We start from the raw sequence: 26,875 nt of genomic DNA, 5'->3' as shown, positions 1-26,875 counted from the left end.
AGAGGCAAGAGGATGAAGATCATCAAGCGCAGCGGCACCGAGGTTGTCTTTGACATCGATAAGATCGTCAATGCCATCCGCGCCGCAAACTTGGAGGTCGAGGAGAGCTCTCGTCTTACCGACCGCCAGGTGGTTTATGCGGCGCAAAACGTCGCCGAGGCATGCGAGAACGCGGGCCACACCGTTTCGGTCGAGGAGATCCAGGATTTGGTCGAGGACGAGATCATGCGTCTCGACTGCTACGAGGTCGCCCGCCACTACATCATCTATCGCTATGTTCAGAGCCTGAAGCGCCAGAAGAACACGACCGACGACAAGATTCTGTCGCTGATCGAGTGCAATAACGAAGAGGTCAAGCAGGAGAACTCTAACAAGAACCCGACCGTCAATTCCGTCCAGCGCGACTATATGGCCGGCGAGATTTCAAAGGATCTGACTCAGCGTGTGCTGCTGCCCCAGGAGATCGTGGATGCCCACAATGAGGGCCTGATCCACTTCCACGATTCCGACTACTTTGCCCAGCACATGCATAACTGCGACCTGGTGAACCTGGAGGACATGCTCCAGAACGGCACCGTTATCTCGGGCACGCTGATCGAGAAGCCGCACAGCTTCTCGACTGCCTGCAACATCGCGACGCAGATTATCGCCCAGGTTGCTTCCTCCCAGTACGGCGGCCAGTCTATTTCACTGACCCATCTCGCCCCCTTTGTCGAGGTGAGCCGTCAAAAGATTCGCGGCGAGGTTGCCCGCGAGCTCGAGGAGCTCGGCGTTTCCGCATCTCCCGAAAAGGTCCGCGAGGTTGTTGAGGACCGCCTGCGTGACGAGATCCGTCGCGGCGTCCAGACGATTCAGTATCAGGTCGTGACCCTTATGACCACAAACGGCCAGGCGCCGTTTGTGACGGTCTTTATGTATCTCAACGAGGCTCGCTCAGCGCAGGAGAAGCACGACCTTGCCATGATCGTGGAGGAGACGCTTCGTCAGCGCTATGAGGGCGTTAAGAACGAAGCCGGTGTGTGGATTACCCCGGCATTCCCCAAGCTTATCTATGTACTCGAGGACGATAACGTTCACGAGAATTCCCCGTACTTCTACCTGACCCAGCTGGCTGCCAAGTGTACCGCCAAGCGCATGGTGCCCGACTACATCTCCGAGAAGAAGATGCGCGAGCTCAAGCTGTCTAAGGGCGAGACCGCCGGCAACGGCGATTGCTACACCTGCATGGGTTGCCGTAGTTTCCTGACGCCCGACCGTTCGGGCAACGGCTTTAACAATGTCGCCAACGCGCTGAACTATGACCCGACCAGGCCTAAGTACTATGGTCGCTTTAACCAGGGTGTTGTGACCATCAACCTGCCCGATGTCGCGCTGAGCTCGCATCAGGACATGGACAAGTTCTGGAAAATCTTCGACGAGCGCCTCGAGCTGTGCCACCGCGCCCTGCTGTGCCGTCATGAGCGTCTGATGGGTACGCTTTCGGATGCCGCACCGATTCTTTGGCAGTACGGCGCCCTGGCGCGTCTGAAGAAGGGCGAGACGATCGATAAGCTGCTCGTGGGCGGCTATTCCACCATCAGCCTGGGGTATGCCGGCCTGTATGAGTGCGTCAAGTACATGACGGGCCACAGCCACACCGAGAAGGAGGGCACGCCCTTTGCCATGGCCGTCATGCAGCGCATGAACGACAAGTGCGCCGAGTGGAAGGCCGAAAGCGATATTGACTTCTCGCTGTACGGTACCCCGCTTGAGTCGACGACCTACAAGTTCGCCAAGTGCCTGCAGCGTCGTTTTGGCATCATCCCGGGCGTGACGGACAAGGGCTACATCACCAACAGCTACCACGTCCACGTGTCCGAGGAGATCGACGCATTCGACAAGCTCAAGTTCGAGGGCATGTTCCAGCAGCTTTCGCCGGGCGGTGCCATCTCCTACGTCGAGGTTCCCAACATGCAGGACAACCTCAAGGCTGTCATCCGCGTGATGCAGTACATCTACGACAACATCATGTACGCCGAGCTCAACACCAAGAGCGACTACTGCCAGGTGTGCGGCTACGATGGCGAGATCAAGATTGTCGAGGATGACGGCAAGCTGGTGTGGGAGTGCCCCAGCTGCGGCAACCGCGACCAGGAGAAGATGAATGTCGCCCGTCGCACGTGCGGCTACATCGGTACCCAGTTCTGGAACCAGGGTCGAACCGAGGAGATCCGCGACCGCGTGCTGCATCTCTAATAGTCATCCCAGGCCGCCCCGTAGCGAGGCCCCGGACCTTTACTCGCTATTTCGGACAGTCCTGGCTCACGACGGAGGCGCCACTGGCGCCTCCTGTTCGTGCGGAACTCATATCGAGCAAAGGTCCGGGGCCTCGCTACGGGGCGGCCAAGTTGATGTAGCTGAGATGCAGCATGCGGTCTGCTCACTCCTCGAAGTTCTTAGCGGAAATAATTCGAGCTGCAGCTGCGATTTACTTGCGATGGCGGTTGAGCCGCAACCCAGTTTTTATTGGACCTCGAACCCTATACTCGATGTTCGCTTCGTTCATTGAGTTGCCTTTTGCATGAGGCCGGGACATATCGTCCCGCCCGCAGTTTCGCAGGCCGCAGGCCGAGAATGTTTGAGGACGGGATGATATGCTCCAGACCCCCAGGAAGGTTACTTATGAACTACGCGAACATTAAATATTTCGACATTGCCGATGGGGAAGGTGTTCGTACTTCTCTGTTTGTGAGCGGGTGCCGTCGTGGGTGCAAGAATTGCTTTAACTCTGTTGCGTGGGACTTTGCTGCGGGCGAGCCCTTTGATCGTGCCGTCGAGGACAAGATTATCGAGAGCCTCGATCATCCCTTTATTGACGGCCTGACGATTCTGGGCGGAGAGCCCATGGAGCCCGAGAACCAGGCGGGGCTCGTTGAGTTTGTCGAGCGTGTTCGTGCCGCTTATCCTGCGGGGTCAGGAAAGACCATTTGGTGTTTTACCGGCGATGTGCTCGAGGAGCTTATGCCGGGAGGACGCCACCATACCGAGGTCACGGACCGTATCCTTACCTGTCTTGATATGTTGGTGGACGGCCCGTTTGTTCAGGACCTGTACGATATCACGCTGCGCTTTAGGGGCTCGAGTAACCAGCGCGTGATCGATATGAACGCCACGCGCGCCCGTGCTGAGCGCGAGGGCGTTGCGCTTTGTGATGCGGTTGAACTTTGGCGTGATGATCCGGTCTATTCGACCCATACTATGTAGCTTGTGGTCGATGCCGGAGGGCGTGGTACCATAGCGCGAACGTGAAATCGGAAAAGTGAGGCCCAGATGGTCGATCAGGAAAAAGTCGAGGCCGCCATTAAGCTGTTGCTTGAGGGCATAGGCGAGGACCCAACTCGTGAGGGCCTGCTGGAGACCCCGGCGCGCGTTGCCCGTATGTATGGTGAGATCGCCGGCGGCATGGACCAGAGTGCCGAGGAGCACCTGTCCAAAACCTTTGCCGTCGCTTCGAACGATTTGGTTATCGAGCGCGACATTACGTTCTACTCGCTGTGCGAACATCATCTGCTGCCGTTTTATGGCAAGGCCGCCATTGGTTATATCCCTAACGGTCGGGTGGCTGGGCTTTCCAAGCTCGCCCGCACGGTTGAGGTTTATGCCCGCCGTCTTCAGCTGCAGGAGCAACTGTGCACACAGGTTGCCGATGCCCTCATGGATTATCTCGCTCCCCAGGGAGCGATTGTGTTGATGGAGGCCGAGCATATGTGCATGACGATGCGTGGCGTGCAAAAGCCCGGCACCAAGACCGTGACGCTTGCTCGCCGCGGCGTCTTTGAGACCGATCCCGCGCTCGAGGAGCGTTTCTTTAGGATGCTGGGCCGCTAACCATGAGAGTCGTCAACGACTTTACATCGAAGACCGATGAGGGGACGTCGCGTCGCGGCTTTATGGCTTCGGGCCTGGCCCCCTTTGGTGCCATGCCTCGCATTGATTACATTTGTGCCAACGGGCTGTTCCGGCGGCACCTGGGCAACATCGTACAGTTGGAATCGGGGCGCATCTTCTGCCGCCACGGTATTGACCATCTGCTCGATGTCGCTCGCATTATGTGGATCAAGAATCTCGAGGAGCAGCTCGAATTTGACCGCGAGGTCATCTACGCCACGGCACTTCTTCACGATATCGGCAAAGATGAACAGTATGAATCGGGTATATCCCATGATGTTGCAAGCGAACGCGTCGCTGATGCGATTCTCGGCGGCATGCCCGATGACGTGGCGTTTGAGCCGGCCGATGCCGCAGCCATTAAGACGGCCATTCTGGGCCATCGAAAGCTGCGCGTGAACAGCCAACCGCTTGAGCGTCTGCTCTATGCGGCCGACAAAGCCTCGCGCGCCTGCTTTGCATGCCCCGCGCGCAATGCTTGCAACTGGAGCGATGATAAAAAGAACCTGTCGATTCGCGTGTAGTTAGTTTGCGCGGTCGGGGTTCTAAACGAAGGAGACGATCGCGATGAGTAACAAGAAACTGCCCGAGAATGCAACCAAGACTGAAGGCGCCGAGCTCGCCCGCCGTGGAAGGGGCGAAATATCCACCGCAACGGCGGTGCCCCATGTAAGCTATGACGATTTGCGCCATGCCGATCGTATTGTCATTGACGGCCTTGAGGTTTTTGCCAACCATGGCGTGTATCCCGAGGAGAACGCGCTGGGTCAGAAGTTCATCGTTTCTCTGGTGCTCTATGCCGACCTGCGCGCGGCGGGGGAGCACGATAACCTGGATGCCTCGATTGACTACGGCTCGGTGTGCCACGATGTTGATGGCTATCTGCGCGAGCATACGTTTAAACTCATCGAGGCGGCAGCCGAGGGTGTGGCCCAGATGCTGCTGCGTCGTTACCCCCTGCTGCTTGGTGTGCGCATAAAGCTCGATAAGCCGTGGGCTCCTGTTGGCCTGCCCCTGGCAAGCTGCGGTGTCGAGATCGAGCGCGTGCGGTAACCGGTTCTAATACGTCTCTATGGGTGGCTGCTTGAGCCGCTGCGACAGAGCTCTATTGTTGGGACAGTACGTGTCGAGCAGGGCGTGAAAACGCTGATTGTGGCTTGGCTCGAGCAAGTGGACGAACTCGTGGGCGACAACCATGTCGAGGCATTCGACGGGGTAGGCGGCGAGCTCGCGCGCGATGCGAATGGCGCCGGATTTGGGCGTGCATGATCCCCAGCGCGTTTTCATGCTGCGCACGGAGATGCGGGCCACGGTGACGCCCATTGCGACTTCGTACGCGTGCACGATGTCGCGCAGCGCCGATGTGACCTCGGACGCAAAGAGCTGGTCGATGTGGGCTTGGAGCTCATCGGACGTTAGGCCGTCGAGGATTGCGTGCCGCTTGGCCTGTGGGCCTTCGTCCGATTCATCGGTACCCATAAAACTTGCGAAGGTGGCCTGTTTGGGTCGCGGTGCGGGTGATGCAAAGTTGTGATCGAGTGCATCCTGTACCGTGATGGGCTTGCCCCAAAGTGCAATGATGGACGAGGGGCTGAGCGGCTCTCGTGCCGTCGCCTGACGCTGCTCGCGCTGGGCAAGTCGGCTGGTAATCCAGGCGCTGTTGCGCTTCACAAACGCTTCGATACGCTCGCGGGTGGCGCCGAGCGGTGCGCTGGCGTGGACCTCACCGCTCGAAGTGACGCGTAGGTTGAAGTTCTTGACGCACTTTTTGGTAACGACGACGGGGATGGGCGTCCCATCCGGTCGGGATGCGGAAATCGTAAACTGCTGCGTCAAAAGCGGTCCTTTGGATTGGGGACGGGCCGGCATGTCGACCGTTCGGCATGCCGGCCCGCTCAAGGGATGTGAAATTAATAACGCTCAAAGAAGGCGAGCGCGTTGTCGCTGCAGAGCTTTTGCATCACGGTCTTGCCAAAGTGCTTGGAGAGCATGTTCTGGAACTCGGGCATCATGCTGGCATCGGAGAGGAAGGCGGGCACAGTGGCGCCGTCCCAGTCGCCACCGAGTGCGATGACGTCCTCGCCGCCCAGGTCGAGCCAGTGCTCGATATGTGCCGCTAGCTGGTCGAAGGTGACGTCTGCGGCGGTCTTTTTGGTTGCGTCGTTGGAAAGGAACTCGCTGCAGTAGTTGAGGCCGACGATACCGCCCATGTCGCGAATGGTGCGGAACTGGTCGTCGGTGAGGTTGCGCTTGACTCTGCAGACGGTACGGGAGTTGGAGTGGCTGGCGACGAAGGGGCGCGTGGCGTGGGCGACAACCTCGTCAAAGCACTCATCGTTGAGGTGGGAGACGTCGAGCACCATGCCGGCGTGCTCCATCTGCGTAAGCGCCTCGATGCCGGCGGCGGTGAGGCCGGCGTGGGTGTCGTGGCCGCTCGCGAGCGGTCCCTGCGCGTTCCAGCTGAGTGACGACATAAGCACGCCCAGGCTCTTGAGCACCTCGATCAGCGCGGGGTCCTCGGCAAAGAACGTGGCGTTTTCGATGGTGTGGATGCAAGCGACCTTGCCGTCCTTGAGCGCGGGGCGAATGTCTGCGGCGCTGCGCACGTTGACCATACGGTCGTGGTTGAGCATTGCCTGGCCGCTCATATGCGCCATGATCTGCGCCTGGAAGCGCGCGGCGTGGGCGGTGGGAATCTCGTCGGGGACAAACGTGGCGAAGCACTGTGCCCACGGCGTGTTGCCGATCTTTGCGAGCGAGATGGCACAGGCGTTACCCTCGATGAGGTCGAAATCTTGCGGATGCGTTTCGTCGCCGGGGAAATAACCGTCGGTGCCGGCGGTAAAGCGCAGGTCGAGATCGAGCGTGGCCCAGCCGATTCGGTCGGCAGTGTCGCAGTGTAGGTCAAATACGGGATATGCCATGGTTCCTCCGGTTGCAGCGTTTCTTTGCAAACTGTCATTGAATTGTATGACTAGGGTATAGTTAGCGCCATATGTTCACGGCGGCCCGCGTTGTGCGCCGCCCTTATCACGGAGGTTATCATGTCCAACCAGGGCAAGAAGGTCAAGACCCATTATCGCGGCACGCTCGATGACGGCACGCAGTTCGATAGCTCCTACGATCGCGGCGAGCCGCTGGAGTTCACCTGCGGCGCCGGTCAGATGATCAAGGGCTTCGACGCCGCTGTTGTCGACATGCAGGTGGGCGAGAAGAAGACCGTGCACATTCCTGCTGCCGATGCCTACGGCGAGCGCAATCCCGAGATGGTTATTACCTTCCCGGCCGAACAGGTTCCCAACATCGAGCAGATCGAGAAGGGCATGAAGCTTTTCCTGTCCACGCCGAGCGGTATGCCCGTCCCCGCCGTGGTCATCGACGTGACGCCTGAGGCCGTGACGCTCGACGCCAACCACGAGCTGGCCGGCAAGGACCTCAACTTTGATATCGAGCTCGTCGAGGTCGAGGGCTAGAGTATGCCTGAACGCTTGGTTTCGACGACATGCTTGGGAAATCTCAACGATCCGTCCTATGAACTCCTACTTCGCCGGGAGCTGGGCGGTGTCTTTGAAGTTGACGAGCTCCTGCTCGATTGGGACCAGGCTGATGCGCGCACGTTTGTGGGCGTGACGGAGCTGGGGCGCACGATCGATGTTCGGCTGGATACTGCCGACGGCGGTCGTCTTGCCGATGGCGACGTGCTCACCATTGACCGTTCGGGCAGGGTGCCCGTGGTGGTTGTCGTGCGCCTGCGCAGCGCCGAGGTCTATTTGGTCGAAGTCGACCGCATGGATCCGATTGCGCTCGCGCATGCGTGCTGGGAGATCGGCAACATGCATGCGCCGCTCTTCCGGGGCGACTCGGACGAGCATACCGTGCGCATGTATACGCCGGTGCAGCCGGTTTTGGGCCGTATGCTTCGCGGCGTCGAGGGAGCTCGAATCTCGATCGTTTCGCGCGAGCTCGATGCGGGCCGACGCTTTGCGTCGAGCGCGGCCGATGTTGTCGTGAGCATGGCTCCGGACTTTACCATCGTTAAAAAGACGCGCGACTAAGCGCGCGTATGCGCAAGACGGGCTTTGAGGGGTGACCGATCAAGGTCCGTCTTGCTGTTGATAGGAGGCTTTGGGGGAAGCATATGGGTCTTGAGGGAATCAAGCTGATTGCATGCGATTTGGACGGCACGTTGCTGCACCCGGGGGAGCGCGAACCGCGTTCCGAGGCCTTTGAGCTTATCGATGAGCTGCATCGTCGCGGTATCGTGTTTATGCCGGCGAGTGGCCGTCAATATGCGAGCCTGCGCTACCTGTTTGCCCCGGTGGCCGATGAACTCGCCTATGTATGCGAAAACGGAGCCCTGGTCATGAGCGAGGGGCGTGCCGTGGTCAAGCGTTCTATGGAGCGTGGCCTGGCCATGGATATCGCGAATGCCGTGGTTGCGTACCCCCATGCCGACGTGACCCTTTCGTGCAAGGGACACCTCTACACCATGAGCAGCAACGATGCGTTTGTTGACCACCTGCGTTATGAGGTCCATTGTGATGTGGCGGTAGTCGACCGTCCCGAAGACATTGACGAGGATGTCATTAAGATTGCCTTCCAGACGCCCGGGGCGGAGCAGCCGGCGGCGCTGGAGTATTTTGTGCGTCGCTTTAGCGACCGGGTCGATGTGATGACGTCGGGAACCGAATGGACCGACTTTATCGGCTTTGATTCGGGCAAGGGGTCCGCGCTTGCCGATTATGGTTGTGCGCTGGGGATCTCACCTAACGAAATGATGGCGTTTGGCGATAACGAAAACGATCGCGACATGCTCAACGTGGTGGGCCATCCCTATCTGATGGAGAGCTGCAATCCCAGCATGCGCGGTGTCAATGACCGTGTCCGCTACGTGCGCACGGTCGAAGAGGAGCTGCGTCGTCTACTTGCTGAGTAGGCATGTCCCAAACATCTACCGGCAGTCGGGGCAGAGACCCTCGAAGATGGTGTAGTGCGACGTGACGTGCCAGCCGATTTGCTCGGACGCCTTGGCGTCGAGCTGGGCATCGAAGGGGAGCGGTACGTCGATGACGCGGCTGCATGAGGTGCAGATGATATGCGCATGCGGCTCGATCGTGCGATCGAAGCGGCTGCCGCCCGGCGTCTTGATGGAGAGGATCTCGCCGGCGTCGGCCAAGAGATTGAGATTGCGGTAGACCGTACCGCGGCTGATTTTGTCATCCTGTGCGCGCACGACGTTGTAGATTTCGTCGGCGGTGGGATGGTTGTAGCTTTGGCGCACGGCGTCAAGAACCAGCTTTCGCTGCCTGGTATTCCTTCTTTGCACCGCCATGCGCCTCGCCTCTTTTCTACAAACGGTTGTAGGTAAATGATACCGTATTTAGCACACAATACTAATAACGAGGAATGAAGCTGTCTTCATTGGCAAGTGGGGCTTGGGCCTGGGCTTCTACGAGGCGAAAGCGCGTTCCCATGCGCTCGTAGGAGGCATGAAGCGCCTCGAGATGAGATAGGATGTTTGCCGGAGCTCCCTGTATCTCCATCTCGACCGAGCCGTCTTCCATGTTGCGCACCCAGCCGGTGAGTGCGCGTGCCTGTGCGAGGTTGGTGTTGGTGAAGCGAAAACCAACGCCCTGGACTTGCCCCGCCCAGCGCAGGAAATAGCGCAGGGGAGTGTCTTGAGTGGCCTCGTCGCTTGCGAGCACAGTAAGCCTGCGGCGCAACTCGAGCTCAATGTTTGATGGTTTTTGAGGCTCTCGACTGCCGCCGGTGACGCTGGAGAAGAACGCATCGAAGAAGCCCATCGCTAGGCCTGCTTGCCTGCGTCGGACGGGAAGGTAATGCCGGCCTGCTGGCGCACGGCATCCATGATGCGCAATGAGACGAGCGTGACATCGCGGTAGTGGCCAAGTTCGTGACGTCCCGCCGGGGTCTCCCAAATCTCCTCCTTAACGTTATCGATGCCGCCGATGGCGGTGATAAAGTCTGTGAGTTCGTATTCCATAGTGTTGCTCGATTTGGGCAGGTCGAGCACGCGGCCGTTGTCGCCCTGTTCGCGCGGTGCCTCGGTCGCCGAGCCGCATACGACATCGCCGCGATAGTCGATGCGGACATTGCGGGGCGTGGACAGATGGTCGATCTGGATAGTGCCACGCTCGCCTTCGATCTGCGAGGGCAGCAGGTCATTCGTAATTTTGGAGTGCGCAAGTTCGACGGAGATGCGCCCTCCGCCATAGCTGGCGAGGATGGAACCGCAACCGTCGATGGGGCCGTGCGTGAGCCGTCGCGTGGTGGGGTCGAGTAGAGTAGTCATGCTCGTAAGGCCGGAGGGCATGCCGAAAATCTCGACCATGGGCTCGACGGCGTAGACGCCAATGTCCATGAGGGAACCCGATGCCATATTGCAGTCGAAGATATTGGTGGCGCGCCCCGCGAGAACCTCGTTGTAGCGCGAAGAATACTTGCCAAAGCGCAATGAGGCGCGGCGGATGGGGGCGATCTCGCTCAGGACGTCCTCGATGGCGTGGAAGGCGGGATCGTGGAGGGGACGCATGGCCTCGAGGGCCACGACACCTGCTGCCTCGGCAGCGAGGAAGACTTCCAGAGCCTGCGCTTCGGTGGCGCAGAAGGGCTTCTCGACGATGACGTGCTTGCCACCGGCGATGCAGGCAAGGGCCTGCTCGTAGTGGAGCGCATTGGGGCTGCCGATGTAGACGGCGTCGACGTCGGCGGCTGTCGCGAGCTCATCGAGTGAAGTAAAGTTTCGCTCGCCACCGCGCTCGGCGGTAAAGGCAGCACCGCGATTGGCATCGCGTGAAAGCGTGCCCACAAACGCGGCTTGGTCGTTGGCGTTGACGACTTGGATAAAGTCGTCAGTGATCATGGATGTGCCGATGGTCGCGATGCGCAGCATACGTCCCCCTTGCGTTGTTTGGTCTACAGGATGAGTGTAGCGCGTGGGGATATAAAGCTGCGCGAAAACGCTATTACAGGTCGCTCTCGTTAAAGCCGGTGTCGATATCGAGGTTGCTGCCGTCGGCCGCCGTGGTGGCGAGCTCATCGCAGCGCTCGTTGAGCTCGTGGCCGGCGTGACCCTTAACCCAGATGAACTCAACCTTGTGCTTGCTTTTGGCGGTGAGTAGGCGCTCCCACAGGTCGCGGTTCTTGACGGGCTGCTTGTTGGCGGTTTTCCACCCGCGCTTTTTCCAGCCGTCGATCCAGTGCTTGTTAAAGGCGTTGACGACGTACTGCGAATCGGAATGGACTTCGACCTCGCAGGGGCGGTTGAGTGCCTCGAGCGCCACGATAACGGCCATGAGCTCCATGCGGTTGTTGGTGGTCTTGGCGTAGCCGCGCGAAAGCTCGGAGGTAAAGGTCTTGCCGGCGGGGTTGGTGTATTTGAGCACGGCGCCGTAGCCGCCGCGTCCCGGATTTGATCGGGCCGAGCCGTCGGTGTAGATGATGACCTTCACGGGTTTCCTTTCGTTGGGTACGTTTCGTGTGAGTGACCATTGTAGCGCCATGCCCGCCGGGGGCCAGCAATCTACGATTTCTGCCCCGTCTTCCGACTGTTAGCTGGCATGGATGATGCGGTTGAGCTCGTCGAGGTATTGCTGCAAGAGGAGAGAGGGCTTGCGCTCGTCGTGCATGATGTAGCCAACGTGCATCGTTGGGGCGTCTGCTAACGGGATCGATGCCATGCCCCATTGCATTTCATTGGAGAGGACACCGGTCGACAGGGTGTAACCGTTCGACGTGATAAGTAAGTTGGTAAGTGTTCCGCGGTCCGAGATTCGTATGTTGCGGTCGCAAGGGATATAGCTAAAGGGTTCCTCGGCGTAATAGAAGGAGTTTGAGGTTCCCTGCTCAAAGCTGTAGCGCGTATAGGGCGTGAGGTCGGCAAGGGACAGTTGAGGGCGGCGTGCGAGCGGATGGCGTTCGCTGACGAAGACGTGGACCGTCGCGTCGAAGAGGGAATGGAAGCTTGCGCGGGCATCGGCGAAGGCTTTCTGCAAGACACGGGTATTAAAGTCGTCCAGATAGAGGATGCCGATGTCGCTGCGAAACGCGCGCACGTCGTCGATGATCTGCGATGTGGTGGTCTCGCGCATGATGAACTCGAACTTGCTGTCGCGGCAGCGCTCGACTACGTTGACAAAGGCCTCGACCGAAAAGGCGTAGTGCTGGGCGGAAATGGCGAGGCGGGCTTGCGGGGTGCCGCCGTCCTCGTAGCGTGCCTCGAGCATATCTGCCTGCTCCACGACCTGGCGCGCATAGCCTAAAAGCTCGGTACCGTCGTTGGTGAGCGTGACGCCGCGGCTGGAGCGCGTAAAGATCTCCAGATGGAGCTCCTGCTCGAGGCTTTTGACGGCGTTGGAGATATTGGACTGTGCGGTATAGAGGCGCTGCGCTGCGGCGTTAATTGAGCCGGATTCTGCCACGGCGATAAGAAAGCGAAGCTGCTGGAGGGTCATCGGCGCCCGTCCTTTCGATAGCTATCTAAAAAACCGATAACAGGATAGCGCTTTTAAGTGATTGACTGAGGGAGACGATGCTCGTACTATTCAAAACACACAAAGGCGGTAGGTAATTAAGCCGACCACGGAACCGGGATGCGAAAGGAGGCCCGCATATGAATTGCTTACCAAGACGAATGCCGGGCTCCTGTTTGCGCCCGTCGGCGTGATCAGGAGACAGCGACTTACTTCTCTCTTTTTATTTACTTTCGTTCGATCAAGGAGATCATCATGAGCCAGTTCATCAACAACCCCGAGCACACCTTTGGTTTCGATACCCTGCAGCTTCATGTTGGCCAGGAGAGCGCCGACCCCGCATCCGACTCCCGCGCCGTGCCTATCTACCAGACCACGAGCTATGTGTTCCGCAACTCCCAGCACGCCGCCGACCGCTTTGGTCTTGCCGACGCCGGTAACATCTACGGCCGTCTGACCAACTCCACCCAGGGCGTCTTTGAGGACCGTATCGCCGCGCTCGAGGGTGGCGTGGCCGGTCTTGCCGTCGCCTCCGGTGCCGCTGCCATCACCTATACCCTGCAGGCTCTTGCCCAGGCTGGTGACCACGTGGTGGCTCAGAAGACCATCTACGGTGGCTCCTACAACCTGCTCGAGCATACGCTCTCCCAGTTTGGCGTCGAGACCACGTTTGTCGATGCTCATAACCTGGAAGAGGTTGAGGGTGCCATCAAGGACAACACCACGGTCATCTATCTCGAGACGCTCGGCAACCCCAACTCTGACATCCCCAACATCGACGCCATCTCCGAGATCGCCAAGAAGCACGGTCTGCCGGTTGTCGTCGACAACACCTTCGGCACCCCGTATCTGTTCCGTCCGCTGGAGCATGGCGCCAATATCGTTGTCCACTCCGCAACCAAGTTCATCGGCGGCCACGGCACCTCGCTGGGCGGTGTGATCGTCGACGGCGGTAACTTCGATTGGAAGGCGAGCGGAAAGTACGCCCAGATCGCCGAGCCCAACCCCTCCTACCATGGCGTCTCGTTTGCCGAGGCTGCCGGTCCCGCCGCCTTCGCAACCTATGTCCGCGCCATCCTGCTGCGTGACGAGGGTGCCTGCATCAGCCCGTTCAACGCCTGGGTCCTGCTCCAGGGCACCGAGACCCTGTCGCTGCGCGTCGACCGCCATGTCGAGAACACCAAGAAGGTCGTTGAGTTCCTTGCCGGCGACAGCCACGTTGCCAAGGTGAACCACCCGAGCCTGCCTGAGCACCCCGATCACGAGCTCTATCAGAAGTACTTCCCCAACGGCGGCGCCTCGATCTTCACCTTTGAGATTAAGGGTGGCCAGGAGGCTGCCTGGAAGTTCATCGATCATCTGCAGGTGTTCTCGCTGCTCGCCAACGTGGCCGACGTCAAGTCGCTCGTCGTGCACCCGGCTACCACCACGCACTCCCAGCTCTCTGCCGAGGAGCTCGCCGAGCAGAACATCACGCCCTCCACGATCCGTCTTTCCATCGGTACCGAGAACGCCGAGGACATCATTTGGGATCTGAAGCAGGCCTTCGCCGCGCTGGACGAGTAAGGCGACTTGTGCAAGGACCCCTTGCGACTCGATAGGTATAACTGCATAAATGCCTGCTCAAGGCGCCTGCGCAAGCAATGGTTGCGCAGGCGTCTTTTTTGCATAGGAAGGGCGCTATTACAGGGTTTTTGGCATGCTTTATGCATTCGAGTTGTGGAAAACTCCTGTTGAGAGGATGTGAGTTTTACGCAATTGACGTGCGCCTTTTGAGTAAAACCGCAGGTCGCGATTTGCTCGAGGTACTATGCAGCGCGATCGAATCACACGCAGCTCAAACGCAGCAAAAACGCACTACGGAGGTTTCCAGCTACATGAGGATCGATTCACGAAAACCGAAAGCCGCTGCCCTTTCCGCCGCTCTGACCGTGGCACTTTTGGCAGGCGCCGGCGCAACTGATGCCCACGCGGCAACACTGTCCGATACGGTTGGATCTACGCCGTCCGAGGCGACGCTGGTACAGCCCGTTGATTATCGCGGCGATGGTTATGGTTCCATGCAGGAGTGGAACGCCTCGATGGAGGCCAAGCGCGATTCCCTTGAGATGCGCGCTCAGATCATTATGAATATGTATGGTGACTATGCCACCGATGACGAGCACGCTGTGCTGCAGGGTTGTATCGATGGTGCGGGCAGCCTTTTGACGATGGGGGAGGTCGACGCGAAGTCGACCGAGCTCGATGAGCTGCGCACTGCGCTTGAGAATGCCAAGCGCGAAGCGCTCGAGGCCGCCGCAGCCGAGGCGGAGGCTGCCGAGGCCGCCCAGGCTTCGTACTACAACGCCGGCTCTGGCTCGTCTTACACGTCTGCTGCGTATTACGCGAACGGCTCGGGTCTGACGCGCTCGAGCGGCGTCAATAACTATAACGGCCGCCGCGAGACTTATTACAGCAGCAACGTGTTGTATCACCACCGCACGGGCGAATGGACGCAGGATTCCGAGGGCTTTTGGCGCGATTCCGATGGCTACTACGTCGTTGCCGCGGGCGATAAGGCCCAAGGCTCCACGTTTACCGGTTCCAAGGGCGAGTGCAAGGTCTATGACTCCGGCTGTGCTGCCGGAACCACCGACTACTACACTGGCTGGTAATCTGCCATCAGAGCAAAATAGGCACATGATGGGCGGGCGTCTTTGCTGAGCTTTTAGGCAACGTAAAGCCGCCCTTTCTTTATGTGCGTTTGAGTTAACAGAGCCCTTACCGTGGCGGTACGCTGGGCGTATGCATGCTGGGCACACTGGTTCATGAGAAATAAGGTCTTTCTCGTGGAGGAAGTGGTCTCATGAACGCTCGAGATATCGCTATCGCCGCCGTCGCATTGGTACTTGGCTGTCTTGGCCCTACAGCTGCGTTTGTCGCAGGCATGCAGGGCTCGTGCGGGGCTGCTCCTATTGTGGTCGGCGCGCTCATCGCAGCAGCGCTGCTGGGAAGTGCGGGCGTGACCCTTTGCCGCGATGACGAGGACGAGACGCCGCAGGTGCGGCGCTAGCCGTTGTGAAGCTGGTTTTGCCCATAGATGAAGAAGGAAGCCGCCGCAAGGGGAGTGCCCTTTGCGGCGGTTTTTGCTATTGAGACTGTTGGATGCGGTGCGGCGGCGTTACCAGCTGGCCTCGATTTCGCGGATGCGCGAATAGAGCCATTCGTTTTGCGGCACCTGGATACCGTGCTTGGCCGCGAGGCGGCAGATGGTACCCGCAAATTCCTCGACCTCGGTTCTGCGTTGAGCGATGCGGTCTTGCGCCATCGAGGGCATGCCGGCGGGATCGAGCCCTTTTATGAGACGCACCATCTGCGTTAGGTCTGCCTCGGTGAGCTCGATGCCCTCGGCATTGGCGACTGCAAGCGTCTCGCGCATGGCGGAGACAAAACTGCGGAGCTGCTCGGAGCCCTGCTCCGTAGCGCTTCCGTAGGTGCCGCCGTAGGCCATACAGGTCTGGTTGATGCCGTCGTTGAGCATGAGTTTGGCCCACATGCGATGTGCGATGTCGTGCTCGACGGTATGGGCGATGCCGCAACGCGTGTAGAGCTCGTCGATGGCGATAACGGTTGCGGGGTCGGTGCCCGCTGCCGCACCAAAGCGGATCTCGCCGGCATTGGTATAGGTGAGCTCCCCGTTGAGGAATACGGCGTCCATGCCCTGGCAGATACCAAGGACGGTGTGCTCCCAGCCAAAGCGCTCGGCAATCTTCTGCTCGCTCGTGATGCCGTTGCACAGCGACGCGATCAGCGTGTCGGGTCCCACGACGCTTTCCAGGGTTTTGAGCGCCACATCGAGCCCGGTTGTCTTGACCGTGAGGATGACCAGGTCGACGGGCGTCGCCTCGCTCGCGCGGACGGACTTGAGCGCGCAGGGCTTGCCGTTGACGGTGAGCGCATCACCCGCGTGGCGCTCAAAGCGCGCGTCGTCCATAACGTATTCGACGGCGTCGTTGCCGAGCGCTTGGGCGATCATGCTGCCGTAGAGCAGGCCCACGCCGCCCTTGCCGATGAAGGCGACCTTGTTGATCTGCATGTGAATCATCTCCCCATAAAAAGGCGCCCGCGTATGGGGCGTCTGATGGATTGTATGCCGCCGGGCCATGTCGCGTGCACCGGATGGCCGTATTTAGAAGAACAAACGCATGGGAACTTATGACGCGGAGCAGACCGCAAAGACGCGCGCGGGGTATCCGACACCATCACGGACCTTAGGGAAGGTGCAGAAGATGACGGCGCCTGTGGCGGGAAGCTCGTCCAGATGGTCCATGACCTCGATCTGATAGCGGTCGACCGAGAGGATGTATTGCTCGCCGGGATAGGGGTAGGCATCCTCGCGTGTGGTCACGGTTGCGGGGTCGGTGTCTGCCGGTTCGTGGCCGATGGCACCGATGTTGCGCTCTTCTACAAGCCATTTGATGGCATCGAGGTCCCAGCCGGGGTAGTGGGGTTGGCCGTCCTCGTCCTTGTTTTCGAGGTCGGCGAGCTTGGACCAGTCGGAGCGGAAGGCGACGAAAGCGTCCTTGGGAATGCGACCGTGCTCGTCCTCCCAAGCCTTGAGGTCATCGATGGTCAGGATAAAGTCGGGGTTTGCGGCGCACTCCTCGTGCTTGTCGATGACGCAGAGCGGATGCATAAACTCGATAGGTTCGATCTCGCCAAGGGAGCGGCCATCGACATGGAAGTGGCGCGGCGCGTCGACGTGGGTGCCGTACTGCGGGGCGACCGAATACTGGAAGCAACGCATGGGCGCGAGCATATCTTCGGGCGTGCCGGGCAGGTAGTCGAAGAGCTTGGTGGACTCAAATGGCTCAAAGCCAAACCAGTGTGGGGTGTCGCACGAGAGCGTGTGGGTGAGGTTGACCCAGCGATAATCGGTGCTTTTGAGCTGGGATGCGAGGTTCCAAAGGTCGAGCGCGGGCATGGGTGGCTCCTTTCATCGGGCTTTTTGCTGATGTTAAAGCGGTGTCATGACGGCTCGATTTCTGCTGCGTTACGATACGTTCTCGATTGCGATTCCACGATGTTTCGGTCGCGTGACCATTGTGTTTCGTCTTGCCGGGGCGCTGATGGCGAAAGGAGGGGCCGTGCAATACCGCGTTGACCCCAAAAGTGGTAACCGAATATCTGCTCTGGGTCTGGGCTGCATGAGATTTCCCGGTGCGCCGGGACACCCCGATGCGAAGACGGCCGATGCCATCATTTCCCGTGCGGTGGAACAGGGGATTAATTATCTGGATACTGCGTATCTTTATCCCGGTAACGAGGTGTGCGTGGGCGCCTCACTTGAGCGCTTGGGGCTGCGTGACCGGGTGTTGCTGGCGACTAAGTTGCCGCACGCTTCGTGCAAATGTGCGGAGGATTTCGACCGCTTTTTTGACGAGCAACTGCACCGTTTGCGGACCGACCATATCGACTACTACCTTATGCACAACATTACCTCGCCCGCCCAGTGGGAGCGCGTGGTGGCGTTGGGCATCGAGGGCTGGATTGCGCACCAAAAGGCTGCGGGGCGTATTCGCCAGATAGGTTTTTCGTACCACGGCAGTGCGGCGGACTTCCTCACGATGCTTGACGCGTATGACTGGGATTTTTGCCAGATCCAGTACAACTACGCTGGAGAGCGCTACCAAGCGGGAACGGCGGGACTCATGGCGGCTGCGGAGCGCGGGCTCGCGGTGTTTGTGATGGAGCCGCTGCTGGGCGGGCGTTTAGCGGGCAAGCTGCCGCCGCGGGCCCGCGCTGTGCTCGATGGCGCCCCTGACCCGCATTTGCGCACTCCTGCCGCCTGGGGCCTTTCGTGGGTGTGGAACCATCCTCAAGTCACGATGCTGCTTTCGGGCATGACCGATACCGCGCAGGTGGACGAGAACGCGGCATTGGCGGATCGCGCACTGCCGAATTCGATGACGACAGAGCAGCTCGATACCATCGCGCGTGTGCTGGGAGAGTTTGAGAAATCGAATCGCGTGCCCTGTACGGGCTGCGGCTACTGCATGCCGTGTCCCAAAGGCATCAATATCCCTGGGTGTTTCGCCGCCTACAACGCAAGCTATGCGCACGGCTGGTTTACGGGCCTGTCGCAGTATTTTACGGCGAGCGCGGTGCGGACGAGTGAGCCCAAGTTGGTGAGCAATTGCGTCAAATGCGGCAAATGCGCACGTCACTGCCCGCAGCACATCGATATTCCTGAGCGTCTCGACGATGTGCGCCGACGTTTCCAGCCTGGCCCCGTAACGGCCGCGCTTAAAGCCTTTTGCAAAACGCGTTCCTGATGCCCCTTTTATAAGTTGCGGTGGAATAGTTCCTGTTTGCGGCAGAATAGGGCATCGACAGGAACTATTTCACCGCAACTGATGAGGGGGAGCTGGAGATGCTGACGATTGGGTGTCATCTTTCGACGACGAAGGGCTATCGGGCGATGGGGGAGACGGCGCTATCCATTGGCGCCAACACCTTTGCATTCTTCACGCGCAACCCGCGCGGCGGCAAGGCGAAAGATCTTGACATGGATGACGTGGCGGCCCTGCGCGAGCTTATGGAGAAAAACGACTTTGGCCCGCTTGTGGCTCATGCCCCCTATACCTACAACCCCTGTTCTGCCAAAGAGCGGGCACGCGAGTTTGCCTTGGAGGCAATGGCCGAGGACTTGCAGCGTCTGGAAGCGCTGCCCGGCAACTACTACAACTTCCACCCCGGCGCGCATGTGGGGCAGGGGACTGATGCCGGCATTCAGATGATCGTCGACACCTTGTGTCAGGTGATGTTTGAGGGGCAGCAGACGACGGTGCTGCTCGAGACCATGGCGGGAAAGGGTACCGAGGTGGGCCGTAGCTTTGAAGAGCTGGCGCGCATTATCGAGGGTGCTGCCGCCAGGCGTCCAGAGCTATCGGACAAGCTGGGCGTGTGTCTGGACACCTGCCATGTGAGCGATGCCGGCTACGACATCATCCATGATCTGGACGGCGTACTCGACGAGTTCGACCGCGTGGTGGGTATCGACCGCTTGCGTGCCGTACACATCAACGATTCGAAGAACCCCAGTGGTGCCCATAAAGATCGTCACGAGTGCATCGGCAAGGGCTACCTTGGCAGCGAGGAGTTTGGCGGCGGCATGCAGGTTATGCAGAATATTGTATCGAATGGCCGCTTGCGCGCATTGCCATTCATTTTGGAGACACCGAACGAACTTGCAGGTTATGCGGCTGAAATCAAACTGTTAAGGTCATTGCAGCAGTAATGACTGTCATAAAGTGGAGTGTTCCATTCACGTTATGGGTTTGTTTCAATCAGTTTTCTAATTGCGGATTCTTCCAAACGGGCGCATAATATCCAACAGTTTTTGCAGACCTCTGAATCAAACGGGGTCACCGGAAGGAGACTGATTATGAAGCTGAAGAAGCTTGGCGCATTTGCCGCCACGGGCGCCATGGCACTCGCCCTCGCACTGACGGGCTGCGGCTCGTCCAACGCCACCTCTGGTTCTGATGCCGGTTCCAGCAGCTCTGACGACGCTAAGGTCGAGAAGGTCGACGGCTCCAAGGAGTACGCGCTCGTCAAGGACGGTACGCTGACCGTCGGCACCTCTGCCGAGTACGCTCCGTTTGAGTACAAGGATGACAACGGCGATTATCAGGGCTTTGACCTTGAGCTTATCAAGGCTATCGGCGACAAGCTGGGCCTGGATGTCGAGTACGTCAACAATGACTTTGACACGCTGGTTCCGGGTGTCGCTTCGGGCGCCAAGTATGACGTTTCCATCGCGGCTATCACCGACACGCCCGAGCGTGAGAAGGAAGTCACTTTCTCCGATTCCTACTACATGGACGATCAGGCTATCGTGACCAAGGTCGATAACACCGACATCACGGCCGACAACTACAGCGAGAAGCTCAACAACGCCGACGCTACCATCATCGTCCAGTCTGGATCGACCGCCGAGGCCTTTGCTCAGGAAAACTTCCCCAAGGCTAAGATCGTTCCCTACAAGGACGCCACCGAGTGCTTCAGCGCCCTGCAGTCCGATAAGGGCGATGCCGTAGTCACCAACCGCTCCGTTGCCAGCCAGCTGACCGCCGAGCAGTTCAACACCTGCCAGACCATCAAGCAGGTCAGCACCGGCGAGGAGTACGCCATCGCCATCAACCAGGGCAACACCAAGCTCAAGGACGACATCAACCAGGCCATCAAGGACCTGACCGACGACGGTACCGTTGACGCCCTCATGGCTAAGTACAACATCAAGTAAATTAATGCTTGATTGCGCGCGGGCCCTTTCCGTTTTGCGGAGAGGGCCTTTGCGCCTCTCTTGACGGAGAGCGTTTCCGTCTCGTTTTGTCGGCAACTTCTACGATAGGAGCCACCTTGTCTCGACTGAACAAAGGGGCCACGGAGCAGCGTTTTTCACTGCCCGCCTTGCTCCAAAAGCTATCCTGCGTCATGGCCGTGGCGCTCGCGCTGGTGTGCGCGGGGGCATATGCGCCCACGACCGCCCAGGCGCTTGAGACCGCAAAGATTACTGCCCGACCCAACACCGGTTCGGGCAGCGCTGTGGTCGGCGGCACCGAGACGCGCATTACCTGGGAAGTTCAGGCCGATGCCGACGAGGAGCTGAGCGGTCTTTCGCTGACGTTTGTCGACGGCACGACGTTTGGTACCGATGACACGCGATTGACGATGCTCTCGGGCGAGGACCTCATGGATCGTACGCCCATGAAGCCTACGTGCAAGGTCGACGGCCAGACGCTCAAGATCGATTTTGGCGAGACGGCTCCGGCCGGCGGCTATTTCCGTGTCGAGGTCTACGGCGTGACCTTCCCCGTCGAGGGCGGCGACGAGGCTTTTAGCGGCACCTACACGTTGGCTGACGGTTCAACCAAGAAGATCTCAAAGATTCCTTCCGTCGAGATTAAGGGCGTGACGGCATTCGATAACTTCCTGGCCGACCTTAAGGAGCAGCCGTGGGTCGAGGCATGGAATTCCAACATGTTCCTTCGCCTGTTCCTGAACCCGGTCATTTTGGTTCAGAGCCTGCCGATCGTCTTCAAAGGCTTCCTCATGTCGCTCTCGATCGTGCTCGTGGCATTTCCGTTGGCCATTCCCTTCGGTTTTGCCCTGTCGCTCATGCGCATCTCCAAGTCGCGCATCCTGCGTTGCCTTGCCGGCATCTATGTGAATATCATCCGCGGTACGCCGGCGTTCCTGCAGATCTACATCGCGTTCTTCGGTCTGCCGCTGGCCGGCGTCAAGGTTGACGACTATGTCTTGGGCGTCATCGTCATGGCCATGAACTCGTCCGCCTACCTGTGCGAGATCTTCCGCGCCGGTATTCAGTCGATCCCCAAGGGCCAGAACGAGGCCGCGCGCTCGCTGGGCATGAACGCCTTCCAGACGCTGCTCTACGTTATGATTCCGCAGACGTTCCGCAATGTCCTGCCTACGCTGACCAGCGAGTTTATCCTGCTTTACAAGGATACGTCGCTGCTCGCGGCCGTGGGCGTGGTCGAGATCGTCATGAACGCCCGTACCATCGTGGCCACGACGGGTTCCATTACGCCGTATGTGGTTGCCGCGCTGTTCTACCTGGTCATCACCCTGCCGCTTGCTCGCTTGGTGAGCGGTCTTGAGGCGAGGCTTCTGGGGACGGCCGAAACCAAGAAGAAGCGTCCCGCCAAGAGCGCTGGACAGGTCGTCGCGACGCCCGCCGACCACATCGCCGGTCTGTAAGGAGGTCCTATCATGAGCGAAACCAATAACTCGAACGAGGTCGTCGTCAGCATCAAGAACCTCCAGAAGGCCTTCGGCGATAACGTGGTCCTGCGCGACATCGATCTGGATGTGCACAAGGGCGAGGTCGTCGTAGTCCTGGGTCCTTCGGGCTCGGGCAAGTCGACGATGCTTCGCTGCATCAATCGCCTGGAGCATCCCACGAGCGGCTCGATCGTCGTTGAGGGCGTGGACGTTTGCGCCAAGGGCGTCGACCTTAACAAGGTACGTACGCATCTGGGTATGGTGTTCCAGCAGTTCAATTTGTTCCCGCACCTGTCAGTCAAAAAGAACGTCATGCTCGCACAGCAAAAGGTACTCAAGCGCAGCAAGGAAGAGGCCGAGAAGATTGCCGTCGAGGAGCTGACCAAGGTCGGTCTTGCCGAGCGCATCGACTTTATGCCGAGCCAGCTCTCGGGCGGTCAGCAGCAGCGCGTGGCGATCGCCCGCGCCCTGTCGATGAACCCGCACGTCATGCTCTTTGACGAGGCCACGTCGGCGCTCGACCCCGAGCTTGTTCGCGACGTCCTGGGCGTCATGCGCGACCTGGCACGTGATGGCATGACTATGATCGTGGTGACGCACGAGATGGGCTTTGCCCGCGACGTCGCCGACCGCGTCGTCTTTATGGACGGCGGCGTTATCGTGGAAGAGGGTACGCCGAGCGAGGTCTTCGACCACCCCAAGAGCGAGCGCACCAAGGCGTTCTTGGGAAATATCTCGTAGCTGGTTCATGCGGCTGGCATTGCAGAAAACGGGGCTGGACATGGATCCAGCCCCGTTTTTTGTTGGGACGCGAATGTGTTTTGGTGCAGATCGCGTTACGGGCGGAGCTCATTGCCGCTAGGCAAGCTCGGCGCCAAGGGCGCGGCAGGTAGCCTCAGACTCCTCGTCGGGAGCGTCGTAGCAGATGACGGAATCGACGACGTTGACGCCCGCCTCGTCGGCGTCGGCCTTCCAGTTGTCCATCCACTCGCCCTCGGCCCACGAATAGGAGCCAAAGAGGACGACCTTCTTGTCGCCGAGAACCTCCTTGACCTCGTCCCACATCGGCTGGAACTCATCGTACTCGAGTTCCTCGGAGCCCATGGCGGGGCAGCCGAAGGCGAAGGCGTCGTAGTCGGCGGCCCTGTCGGCAGAGAAGTCGGCGCAGGGGATGACCTCAGTCTCGGCACCCGCGGACGTGGCGCCTTCGGCGACGAGGTTTGCCATGGCCTCGGTATTGCCCGTGCCGCTCCAGTAGACGACTGCGATCTTGCTCATATGTTTTCCTTTCGGTTGTGCGGCGTGCGGCCGCGTTTTGTATGCTCTATCGGGTTGCCTGGACAAGTTGTCCCAGGGTGCAGCCCTGTTGATAGATGTACGTAAGGTATTGCGTGCATGCGCGATAGGAATCGAAGGTCGTGAGCGCCTGCTCAACGTTTGTGTATACCTTCCATGCGCCAAAGACCTTATAGTTTTCGCCGTGCTGGACGATAAACTGATGGACATCTTCGTAGGGATAGCCCAAAAAATAGCCAATTTCGTGGGGGAACTCGCACATGCACCCCGTATCGCAGTGCCTATTTCGCGCGAGTGCGCAGACGCTGCTGTCATAGGCGCTTTCTGCGGCATTGCTGCTTGCCAGCGTGATGCGCGCGGCGAGATGCACCAGGGATGCGGGCAGGTTGTGGACATCGTAACCTTCGGCGGTAAGCGCCGTCGTGGCGCGGGGGTCGGAGAGGTATCGCATGAGGTCCGCAGGGCGGTACACATAGATGAGCGCTCCGCAGGGGCGCCAGACCAAAACGCTCATATGGATCCCGAGTGGCTGGAGCTCGCGGTTGCATTGGGCAATGACCGCGAGCAGGCGAGAGCGTCGCTCTTCGATATGGGCGGCGCCGGGTTTTCCGCCTTGGTTGGCGTAAACGCCGGGATAGGTAAAGAGCGAAGCCGGCTTGATACCTGCGAGCGTAGGGGAGCAGTTGCGCACGACAGCCGTTTGGTATGTTGGGATGTCAATGGTTCGAGTCACGATGCTCCTTTCGGGTCCTCAGTTGTTAGCCTAGGAAAACTTATACACGAAAGTAAGCCAAGGTCAACAAAAAAGTTTAAGCGGGAAACTAATTGACCGAACCGACACGAGTTTGGAGTAAGATGGGAACACCCCATGGGGGTATAGGTATAAGAGTTTGGAGAAAGGGGATCGCATGGAAGACTTGCTAAACCCTGCGAATCTCATCGTGCTTGCTGTGATTGTCGTCGGCATGTTCTTTGGCCTGCGGCGTATTGTCGCTTCGACACACGGAAAAAGCTGCTGCAGCGATGGCGCGAGCGGTAAGAAGGCCAAGAAGGTAGTGATTGCGGATACCGATCCGTCCCACTACCCCTATAGCGACGAGTTGCTCATTGGCGGCATGAGCTGCGATGGCTGCGCTCAGAACGTGGCCAATACCCTGAATGCACTGGATGGCGTGTGGGCAACGGTGACGTATGCGGACCACACGGCGCGCGTGCGCTCTAAGCAGCCGATCGATCGCGGTGCTCTCGTGGCGGCCGTGAAGGACGCGGGTTACTACGTCATGACGCTGTAGGCCTTGCCTTGGATGCGCGTCCTTGTCTAGGCTCGTCCGCGTAGCTCAATGTCCTGGATGTCATCGAAGTCGATGGCGATGTCTTTGAGCTTGAGGAGCTTGAAGGCGGGGAGTACCTCGTCAAGGATGCCCGTGCGAGCGCGATAGCCGTACGTATCGTAATAGGTGACGCGCACCAGGTCGCCACGTTTGAGGCCCTCGAGCTTTTTCGAAAGCTCGAGGGCTTTTTCTTCCGTGAGTTCACATTTTGGTTCGGCGGTGATCTCTTGCTTGCGCACGAGTTCGTAATATCCCGTGAGGGCGGCAAAGGGCATAAACTGCGCGGCACGGCCGGCACGGACGGCGCCGTTAGCGGTGAGCTTGGGGTCGGCGGAGCGACGTCTTCCCTCGGGGTCCGCTAGGCGTTCAAAAGGTGTCGGTGGCCGCATCGGCTGCTGTTGGGGCTTAGGCACGGTGCCCTCCTACCTGATCGTTGCGTTCGCGTGCGGTGGCACCGGCGGTAAAGCTCAGTCCCTTAACCAGCGCGTTCTTGCCGTATTTGCCTTTTACAGCCAGCACGGCACGGGCCAGCTCGCGCTCGCGCTCATCGGCCTCGACATCGCTAAATAGATCGATGGTGGCAAACTCCTCCGGCATGAGGTTGCCAAATCCCAGGTTGATGCGCTTGACTGGTCGTTTGGGATCGACAGTCTGCGCCCAGAGCTCATCGAAATAGCCCATGATCTTCTTAAACGAATTGGTGCGCTCGGGCAGCTTGCGCGAGGCGTTGGAGTGCGCAAAGAGTGCGGCATAGCCACCGCGCGGTTTGCCGCCATGCTCTCCCACAAAGATGCCATCGATAGCCTGCGCCTCCCGCACCAGGCGGCGCCGTTCGTCATCGCGCTGGACGGGCTTGGGCGCACGGGGCGCGAGCTCAGGGCCGGCGGTTGCGATGGGTTCGATGCTCGACGTGCTCGAGCGTAGGTGTCCGCATCCGTCCACATATTGCGCTGTACCGCTGGCGTCGAGGCGGCGTATGTCAGCTCGTTCGCTCGCATAACCCACAAAGAGCGAGATGCTGTCACACACCACGTGCTTATCGATCAAGTCCAGTACGGCGTTGTCGACCATCTCGCGCAAGACGGTGTAGGCCTGCTCATAGGCATAGCCCTTCGAGAGCACCTGTCCTGTGGTGGTCGAGGTCGCTTGCGGGCGATAAGCTTGGATATCGGCGATGGTTGTCGGCTCACGCCCGAAGGCGTGGTCGATAAGATATTCGGCATTGACGCCGAGTTCGTCGTAGAGCAGGTTCTCGTCGAGTGCGGCGACGCCCATCAGGTCGTAGACGCCGTATTTCTCGAGACGGGCCGCCACGCCGGGGCCGATGCCCCAGATGTCGGTGATGGGGCGATGGGGCCAGATCTCCTTGCGAAAGGTTTCGTTATCGAGTATGCCGATGCGGCTGGGTACGTGCTTTGCGGTAATATCGAGCGCTACTTTGGCCTGGAATAGGTTGGGGCCGATACCGACGGTGGCCGTGATGCCGGTGCGCGCGAGGACCTCGTCGCGCAACATGCAGGCGAACCCTTCGGCATCGGTGTGGTAGAGGTCTAGATAGGGCGTCACGTCGATAAAGCACTCGTCGATTGAATAGACGTGAATGTCTTGCGGGCTCACGTATTCCAGATAGATGCCGTAGATTTTCGCCGACACCTCCATGTAGTGCTGCATGCGCGGTATGGCCTTGATGCAGTCGATGCCGTCAGGAATCTCGAACAGACGGCAGCGGTTGTGTATCCCGAGGTCTTTCATGGCCTGCGTGATGGCGAGGCAGATGGTCGTGCGTCCGCGCGATTCATCGGCAACGACCAGGCACGTGGTGAGTGGGTCGAGCCCGCGGTCGACACACTCGACGCTGGCGTAAAACGTCTTAAGGTCGATGCAGATATAGGTATGCTGCTCGTGCCCCACGCGTCCTCCCATCAAACACATGTTCTTATCGAATACCTGTTCGATAATACCTGCTTGCGCGGACACCGTCAAAACCTGCCAGGAATGGACAGGTTTATTTTGGTAGGTAAAGCGTTTGACCTGCCAAAA

30 protein-coding genes are annotated in these 26,875 nt (G+C 59.3%); 17 read left to right on the top strand and 13 right to left on the bottom strand.

Annotated features, from left to right (window positions below):
* Nucleotides 1–12: 12 nt before the first annotated feature.
* The 5 genes from nrdD to folB all read left to right on the top strand — a co-directional run bounded on the left by nrdD (nt 13) and on the right by folB (nt 4,980).
* Nucleotides 13–2,235, top strand: a complete 2,223-nt coding sequence (gene nrdD / locus DW171_RS00490; protein WP_118270150.1) for an anaerobic ribonucleoside-triphosphate reductase — start codon at nt 13–15, stop codon at nt 2,233–2,235.
* A gap of 426 nt (nt 2,236–2,661) precedes the next feature.
* On the top strand, nt 2,662–3,243 hold the full coding sequence (gene nrdG, locus DW171_RS00485; protein WP_118270149.1) for an anaerobic ribonucleoside-triphosphate reductase activating protein: 582 nt from the start codon (nt 2,662–2,664) through the stop codon (nt 3,241–3,243).
* A 66-nt stretch (nt 3,244–3,309) separates the two neighbouring features.
* Nucleotides 3,310–3,867 carry a GTP cyclohydrolase I FolE gene (folE, locus tag DW171_RS00480; RefSeq protein ID WP_055251394.1) on the top strand — a complete coding sequence of 186 codons (558 nt, stop codon included), beginning with the start codon at nt 3,310–3,312 and terminating at the stop codon, nt 3,865–3,867.
* Between the two features lie 2 nt (nt 3,868–3,869).
* On the top strand, nt 3,870–4,451 hold the full coding sequence (locus tag DW171_RS00475) for an HD domain-containing protein (RefSeq protein WP_172622418.1): 582 nt from the start codon (nt 3,870–3,872) through the stop codon (nt 4,449–4,451).
* Between the two features lie 43 nt (nt 4,452–4,494).
* On the top strand, nt 4,495–4,980 hold the full coding sequence (gene folB / locus DW171_RS00470; RefSeq protein ID WP_117648306.1) for a dihydroneopterin aldolase: 486 nt from the start codon (nt 4,495–4,497) through the stop codon (nt 4,978–4,980).
* A 6-nt stretch (nt 4,981–4,986) separates the two neighbouring features.
* Here the strand turns inward: folB and DW171_RS00465 are convergent, their stop codons facing one another.
* Both DW171_RS00465 and DW171_RS00460 read right to left on the bottom strand, forming a co-directional pair.
* Nucleotides 4,987–5,763: a M48 family metallopeptidase gene (locus tag DW171_RS00465; RefSeq protein ID WP_158570984.1), complete on the bottom strand. Its 777-nt coding sequence runs from the start codon at nt 5,761–5,763 to the stop codon at nt 4,987–4,989.
* 74 nt (nt 5,764–5,837) lie between these two features.
* Nucleotides 5,838–6,851: a dipeptidase gene (locus DW171_RS00460; protein WP_117648308.1), complete on the bottom strand. Its 1,014-nt coding sequence runs from the start codon at nt 6,849–6,851 to the stop codon at nt 5,838–5,840.
* Nucleotides 6,852–6,971: 120 nt separating this feature from the next.
* Here DW171_RS00460 and DW171_RS00455 point away from each other — a divergent pair, with 120 nt between their 5' ends.
* From DW171_RS00455 to DW171_RS00445, 3 genes are all read left to right on the top strand, one after another.
* A complete protein-coding gene (locus tag DW171_RS00455) occupies nt 6,972–7,400 on the top strand; it encodes a peptidylprolyl isomerase (RefSeq protein ID WP_117855062.1) in 429 nt (142 codons plus the stop codon).
* Nucleotides 7,401–7,403: 3 nt separating this feature from the next.
* Entirely contained in the window at nt 7,404–7,982 is a 579-nt protein-coding gene (locus DW171_RS00450) for an urease accessory protein UreE (RefSeq protein WP_117855061.1), read from the top strand.
* Between the two features lie 83 nt (nt 7,983–8,065).
* A complete protein-coding gene (locus DW171_RS00445; RefSeq protein WP_117855059.1) occupies nt 8,066–8,863 on the top strand; it encodes an HAD-IIB family hydrolase in 798 nt (265 codons plus the stop codon).
* 15 nt (nt 8,864–8,878) lie between these two features.
* On the opposite strand, the gene DW171_RS00440 is transcribed toward DW171_RS00445, so the two are convergent.
* The 5 genes from DW171_RS00440 to DW171_RS00420 form a co-directional block, all read right to left on the bottom strand.
* Nucleotides 8,879–9,259 (bottom strand): Fur family transcriptional regulator, encoded by a 381-nt coding sequence (locus DW171_RS00440; RefSeq protein WP_172677978.1) that lies wholly within the window; start codon nt 9,257–9,259, stop codon nt 8,879–8,881.
* A 61-nt stretch (nt 9,260–9,320) separates the two neighbouring features.
* Nucleotides 9,321–9,731 carry an acylphosphatase gene (locus DW171_RS00435; RefSeq protein WP_117655275.1) on the bottom strand — a complete coding sequence of 137 codons (411 nt, stop codon included), beginning with the start codon at nt 9,729–9,731 and terminating at the stop codon, nt 9,321–9,323.
* Nucleotides 9,732–9,733: 2 nt separating this feature from the next.
* On the bottom strand, nt 9,734–10,840 hold the full coding sequence (locus tag DW171_RS00430; RefSeq protein WP_117855058.1) for a Gfo/Idh/MocA family protein: 1,107 nt from the start codon (nt 10,838–10,840) through the stop codon (nt 9,734–9,736).
* Nucleotides 10,841–10,913: 73 nt separating this feature from the next.
* Complete coding sequence (gene rnhA, locus DW171_RS00425) at nt 10,914–11,450, bottom strand: ribonuclease HI (RefSeq protein ID WP_117637459.1); 537 nt, start codon at nt 11,448–11,450, stop codon at nt 10,914–10,916.
* A gap of 48 nt (nt 11,451–11,498) precedes the next feature.
* Nucleotides 11,499–12,401 carry a LysR family transcriptional regulator gene (locus tag DW171_RS00420; RefSeq protein ID WP_117855056.1) on the bottom strand — a complete coding sequence of 301 codons (903 nt, stop codon included), beginning with the start codon at nt 12,399–12,401 and terminating at the stop codon, nt 11,499–11,501.
* A 273-nt stretch (nt 12,402–12,674) separates the two neighbouring features.
* Between DW171_RS00420 and DW171_RS00415 the strand changes: the two genes are divergently transcribed.
* The 3 genes from DW171_RS00415 to DW171_RS00405 all read left to right on the top strand — a co-directional run bounded on the left by DW171_RS00415 (nt 12,675) and on the right by DW171_RS00405 (nt 15,471).
* The gene (locus DW171_RS00415; protein ID WP_055251414.1) at nt 12,675–13,985 is read left to right on the top strand and encodes an O-acetylhomoserine aminocarboxypropyltransferase/cysteine synthase family protein; all 1,311 of its coding nucleotides are present in this window, start codon (nt 12,675–12,677) and stop codon (nt 13,983–13,985) included.
* Nucleotides 13,986–14,296: 311 nt separating this feature from the next.
* Nucleotides 14,297–15,073: a hypothetical protein gene (locus DW171_RS00410; protein ID WP_117855053.1), complete on the top strand. Its 777-nt coding sequence runs from the start codon at nt 14,297–14,299 to the stop codon at nt 15,071–15,073.
* Between the two features lie 191 nt (nt 15,074–15,264).
* The gene (locus DW171_RS00405) at nt 15,265–15,471 is read left to right on the top strand and encodes a hypothetical protein (protein ID WP_117564436.1); all 207 of its coding nucleotides are present in this window, start codon (nt 15,265–15,267) and stop codon (nt 15,469–15,471) included.
* A gap of 108 nt (nt 15,472–15,579) precedes the next feature.
* On the opposite strand, the gene DW171_RS00400 is transcribed toward DW171_RS00405, so the two are convergent.
* Together DW171_RS00400 and DW171_RS00395 are read right to left on the bottom strand one after the other, a co-directional pair.
* A complete protein-coding gene (locus tag DW171_RS00400; RefSeq protein ID WP_229057805.1) occupies nt 15,580–16,494 on the bottom strand; it encodes a ketopantoate reductase family protein in 915 nt (304 codons plus the stop codon).
* 117 nt (nt 16,495–16,611) lie between these two features.
* Nucleotides 16,612–17,382 (bottom strand): cyclase family protein, encoded by a 771-nt coding sequence (locus DW171_RS00395; RefSeq protein ID WP_118270147.1) that lies wholly within the window; start codon nt 17,380–17,382, stop codon nt 16,612–16,614.
* 163 nt (nt 17,383–17,545) lie between these two features.
* Between DW171_RS00395 and DW171_RS00390 the strand changes: the two genes are divergently transcribed.
* The 5 genes from DW171_RS00390 (at nt 17,546) to DW171_RS00370 (ending at nt 22,949) form a co-directional block, all read left to right on the top strand.
* Nucleotides 17,546–18,733 carry an aldo/keto reductase gene (locus tag DW171_RS00390; RefSeq protein ID WP_118270146.1) on the top strand — a complete coding sequence of 396 codons (1,188 nt, stop codon included), beginning with the start codon at nt 17,546–17,548 and terminating at the stop codon, nt 18,731–18,733.
* A 98-nt stretch (nt 18,734–18,831) separates the two neighbouring features.
* The gene (locus DW171_RS00385; protein WP_117716548.1) at nt 18,832–19,698 is read left to right on the top strand and encodes a deoxyribonuclease IV; all 867 of its coding nucleotides are present in this window, start codon (nt 18,832–18,834) and stop codon (nt 19,696–19,698) included.
* Between the two features lie 147 nt (nt 19,699–19,845).
* Nucleotides 19,846–20,706: an ABC transporter substrate-binding protein gene (locus tag DW171_RS00380; protein WP_117629739.1), complete on the top strand. Its 861-nt coding sequence runs from the start codon at nt 19,846–19,848 to the stop codon at nt 20,704–20,706.
* A gap of 116 nt (nt 20,707–20,822) precedes the next feature.
* Nucleotides 20,823–22,184, top strand: coding sequence for an ABC transporter permease subunit (locus DW171_RS00375; protein WP_233539057.1), 1,362 nt, complete (start codon nt 20,823–20,825; stop codon nt 22,182–22,184).
* 12 nt (nt 22,185–22,196) lie between these two features.
* Nucleotides 22,197–22,949, top strand: coding sequence for an amino acid ABC transporter ATP-binding protein (locus tag DW171_RS00370; RefSeq protein ID WP_055251428.1), 753 nt, complete (start codon nt 22,197–22,199; stop codon nt 22,947–22,949).
* A 117-nt stretch (nt 22,950–23,066) separates the two neighbouring features.
* On the opposite strand, the gene DW171_RS00365 is transcribed toward DW171_RS00370, so the two are convergent.
* Nucleotides 23,067–23,486: a flavodoxin gene (locus DW171_RS00365; RefSeq protein WP_118270145.1), complete on the bottom strand. Its 420-nt coding sequence runs from the start codon at nt 23,484–23,486 to the stop codon at nt 23,067–23,069.
* Nucleotides 23,487–23,532: 46 nt separating this feature from the next.
* Nucleotides 23,533–24,237 carry a DUF3793 family protein gene (locus DW171_RS00360; RefSeq protein WP_158551283.1) on the bottom strand — a complete coding sequence of 235 codons (705 nt, stop codon included), beginning with the start codon at nt 24,235–24,237 and terminating at the stop codon, nt 23,533–23,535.
* 175 nt (nt 24,238–24,412) lie between these two features.
* Between DW171_RS00360 and DW171_RS00355 the strand changes: the two genes are divergently transcribed.
* Entirely contained in the window at nt 24,413–24,796 is a 384-nt protein-coding gene (locus DW171_RS00355; protein WP_118270144.1) for a heavy-metal-associated domain-containing protein, read from the top strand.
* A 26-nt stretch (nt 24,797–24,822) separates the two neighbouring features.
* Here DW171_RS00355 and DW171_RS00350 read toward each other — a convergent pair whose 3' ends face one another.
* On the bottom strand, nt 24,823–25,248 hold the full coding sequence (locus DW171_RS00350; RefSeq protein ID WP_233539056.1) for a hypothetical protein: 426 nt from the start codon (nt 25,246–25,248) through the stop codon (nt 24,823–24,825).
* On the bottom strand, nt 25,241–26,767 hold the full coding sequence (locus DW171_RS00345; protein WP_118270195.1) for a DNA repair protein: 1,527 nt from the start codon (nt 26,765–26,767) through the stop codon (nt 25,241–25,243). The genes DW171_RS00350 and DW171_RS00345 overlap by 8 nt, the downstream gene beginning before the upstream one ends.
* Nucleotides 26,768–26,875: the final 108 nt, after the last annotated feature.

Source organism: Collinsella sp. AM15-2, from assembly GCF_003471985.1.
Classification (GTDB): Bacteria; Actinomycetota; Coriobacteriia; order Coriobacteriales; family Coriobacteriaceae; genus Collinsella.
Note: the sequence above shows the minus strand (reverse complement) of the source record. Positions and strands in the feature narration are given on the sequence as shown.

Bases quoted from the DNA above. Each gene is read 5' to 3' on its own strand.
- nrdD (WP_118270150.1), top strand. From the start codon at position 13: ATGAAGATCATCAAGCGCAGCGGCACCGAGGTTGTCTTTGACATCGAT.
- nrdG (WP_118270149.1), top strand. From the start codon at position 2,662: ATGAACTACGCGAACATTAAATATTTCGACATTGCCGATGGGGAAGGT.
- folE (WP_055251394.1), top strand. From the start codon at position 3,310: ATGGTCGATCAGGAAAAAGTCGAGGCCGCCATTAAGCTGTTGCTTGAG.
- DW171_RS00475 (WP_172622418.1), top strand. From the start codon at position 3,870: ATGAGAGTCGTCAACGACTTTACATCGAAGACCGATGAGGGGACGTCG.
- folB (WP_117648306.1), top strand. From the start codon at position 4,495: ATGAGTAACAAGAAACTGCCCGAGAATGCAACCAAGACTGAAGGCGCC.
- DW171_RS00460 (WP_117648308.1), bottom strand. From the start codon at position 6,851: ATGGCATATCCCGTATTTGACCTACACTGCGACACTGCCGACCGAATC.
- DW171_RS00455 (WP_117855062.1), top strand. From the start codon at position 6,972: ATGTCCAACCAGGGCAAGAAGGTCAAGACCCATTATCGCGGCACGCTC.
- DW171_RS00450 (WP_117855061.1), top strand. From the start codon at position 7,404: ATGCCTGAACGCTTGGTTTCGACGACATGCTTGGGAAATCTCAACGAT.
- DW171_RS00445 (WP_117855059.1), top strand. From the start codon at position 8,066: ATGGGTCTTGAGGGAATCAAGCTGATTGCATGCGATTTGGACGGCACG.
- DW171_RS00440 (WP_172677978.1), bottom strand. From the start codon at position 9,259: ATGGCGGTGCAAAGAAGGAATACCAGGCAGCGAAAGCTGGTTCTTGAC.
- DW171_RS00435 (WP_117655275.1), bottom strand. From the start codon at position 9,731: ATGGGCTTCTTCGATGCGTTCTTCTCCAGCGTCACCGGCGGCAGTCGA.
- DW171_RS00430 (WP_117855058.1), bottom strand. From the start codon at position 10,840: ATGCTGCGCATCGCGACCATCGGCACATCCATGATCACTGACGACTTT.
- rnhA (WP_117637459.1), bottom strand. From the start codon at position 11,450: ATGGCGCTACAATGGTCACTCACACGAAACGTACCCAACGAAAGGAAA.
- DW171_RS00420 (WP_117855056.1), bottom strand. From the start codon at position 12,401: ATGACCCTCCAGCAGCTTCGCTTTCTTATCGCCGTGGCAGAATCCGGC.
- DW171_RS00415 (WP_055251414.1), top strand. From the start codon at position 12,675: ATGAGCCAGTTCATCAACAACCCCGAGCACACCTTTGGTTTCGATACC.
- DW171_RS00410 (WP_117855053.1), top strand. From the start codon at position 14,297: ATGAGGATCGATTCACGAAAACCGAAAGCCGCTGCCCTTTCCGCCGCT.
- DW171_RS00405 (WP_117564436.1), top strand. From the start codon at position 15,265: ATGAACGCTCGAGATATCGCTATCGCCGCCGTCGCATTGGTACTTGGC.
- DW171_RS00400 (WP_229057805.1), bottom strand. From the start codon at position 16,494: ATGCAGATCAACAAGGTCGCCTTCATCGGCAAGGGCGGCGTGGGCCTG.
- DW171_RS00395 (WP_118270147.1), bottom strand. From the start codon at position 17,382: ATGCCCGCGCTCGACCTTTGGAACCTCGCATCCCAGCTCAAAAGCACC.
- DW171_RS00385 (WP_117716548.1), top strand. From the start codon at position 18,832: ATGCTGACGATTGGGTGTCATCTTTCGACGACGAAGGGCTATCGGGCG.
- DW171_RS00380 (WP_117629739.1), top strand. From the start codon at position 19,846: ATGAAGCTGAAGAAGCTTGGCGCATTTGCCGCCACGGGCGCCATGGCA.
- DW171_RS00370 (WP_055251428.1), top strand. From the start codon at position 22,197: ATGAGCGAAACCAATAACTCGAACGAGGTCGTCGTCAGCATCAAGAAC.
- DW171_RS00365 (WP_118270145.1), bottom strand. From the start codon at position 23,486: ATGAGCAAGATCGCAGTCGTCTACTGGAGCGGCACGGGCAATACCGAG.
- DW171_RS00355 (WP_118270144.1), top strand. From the start codon at position 24,413: ATGGAAGACTTGCTAAACCCTGCGAATCTCATCGTGCTTGCTGTGATT.
- DW171_RS00345 (WP_118270195.1), bottom strand. From the start codon at position 26,767: ATGTGTTTGATGGGAGGACGCGTGGGGCACGAGCAGCATACCTATATC.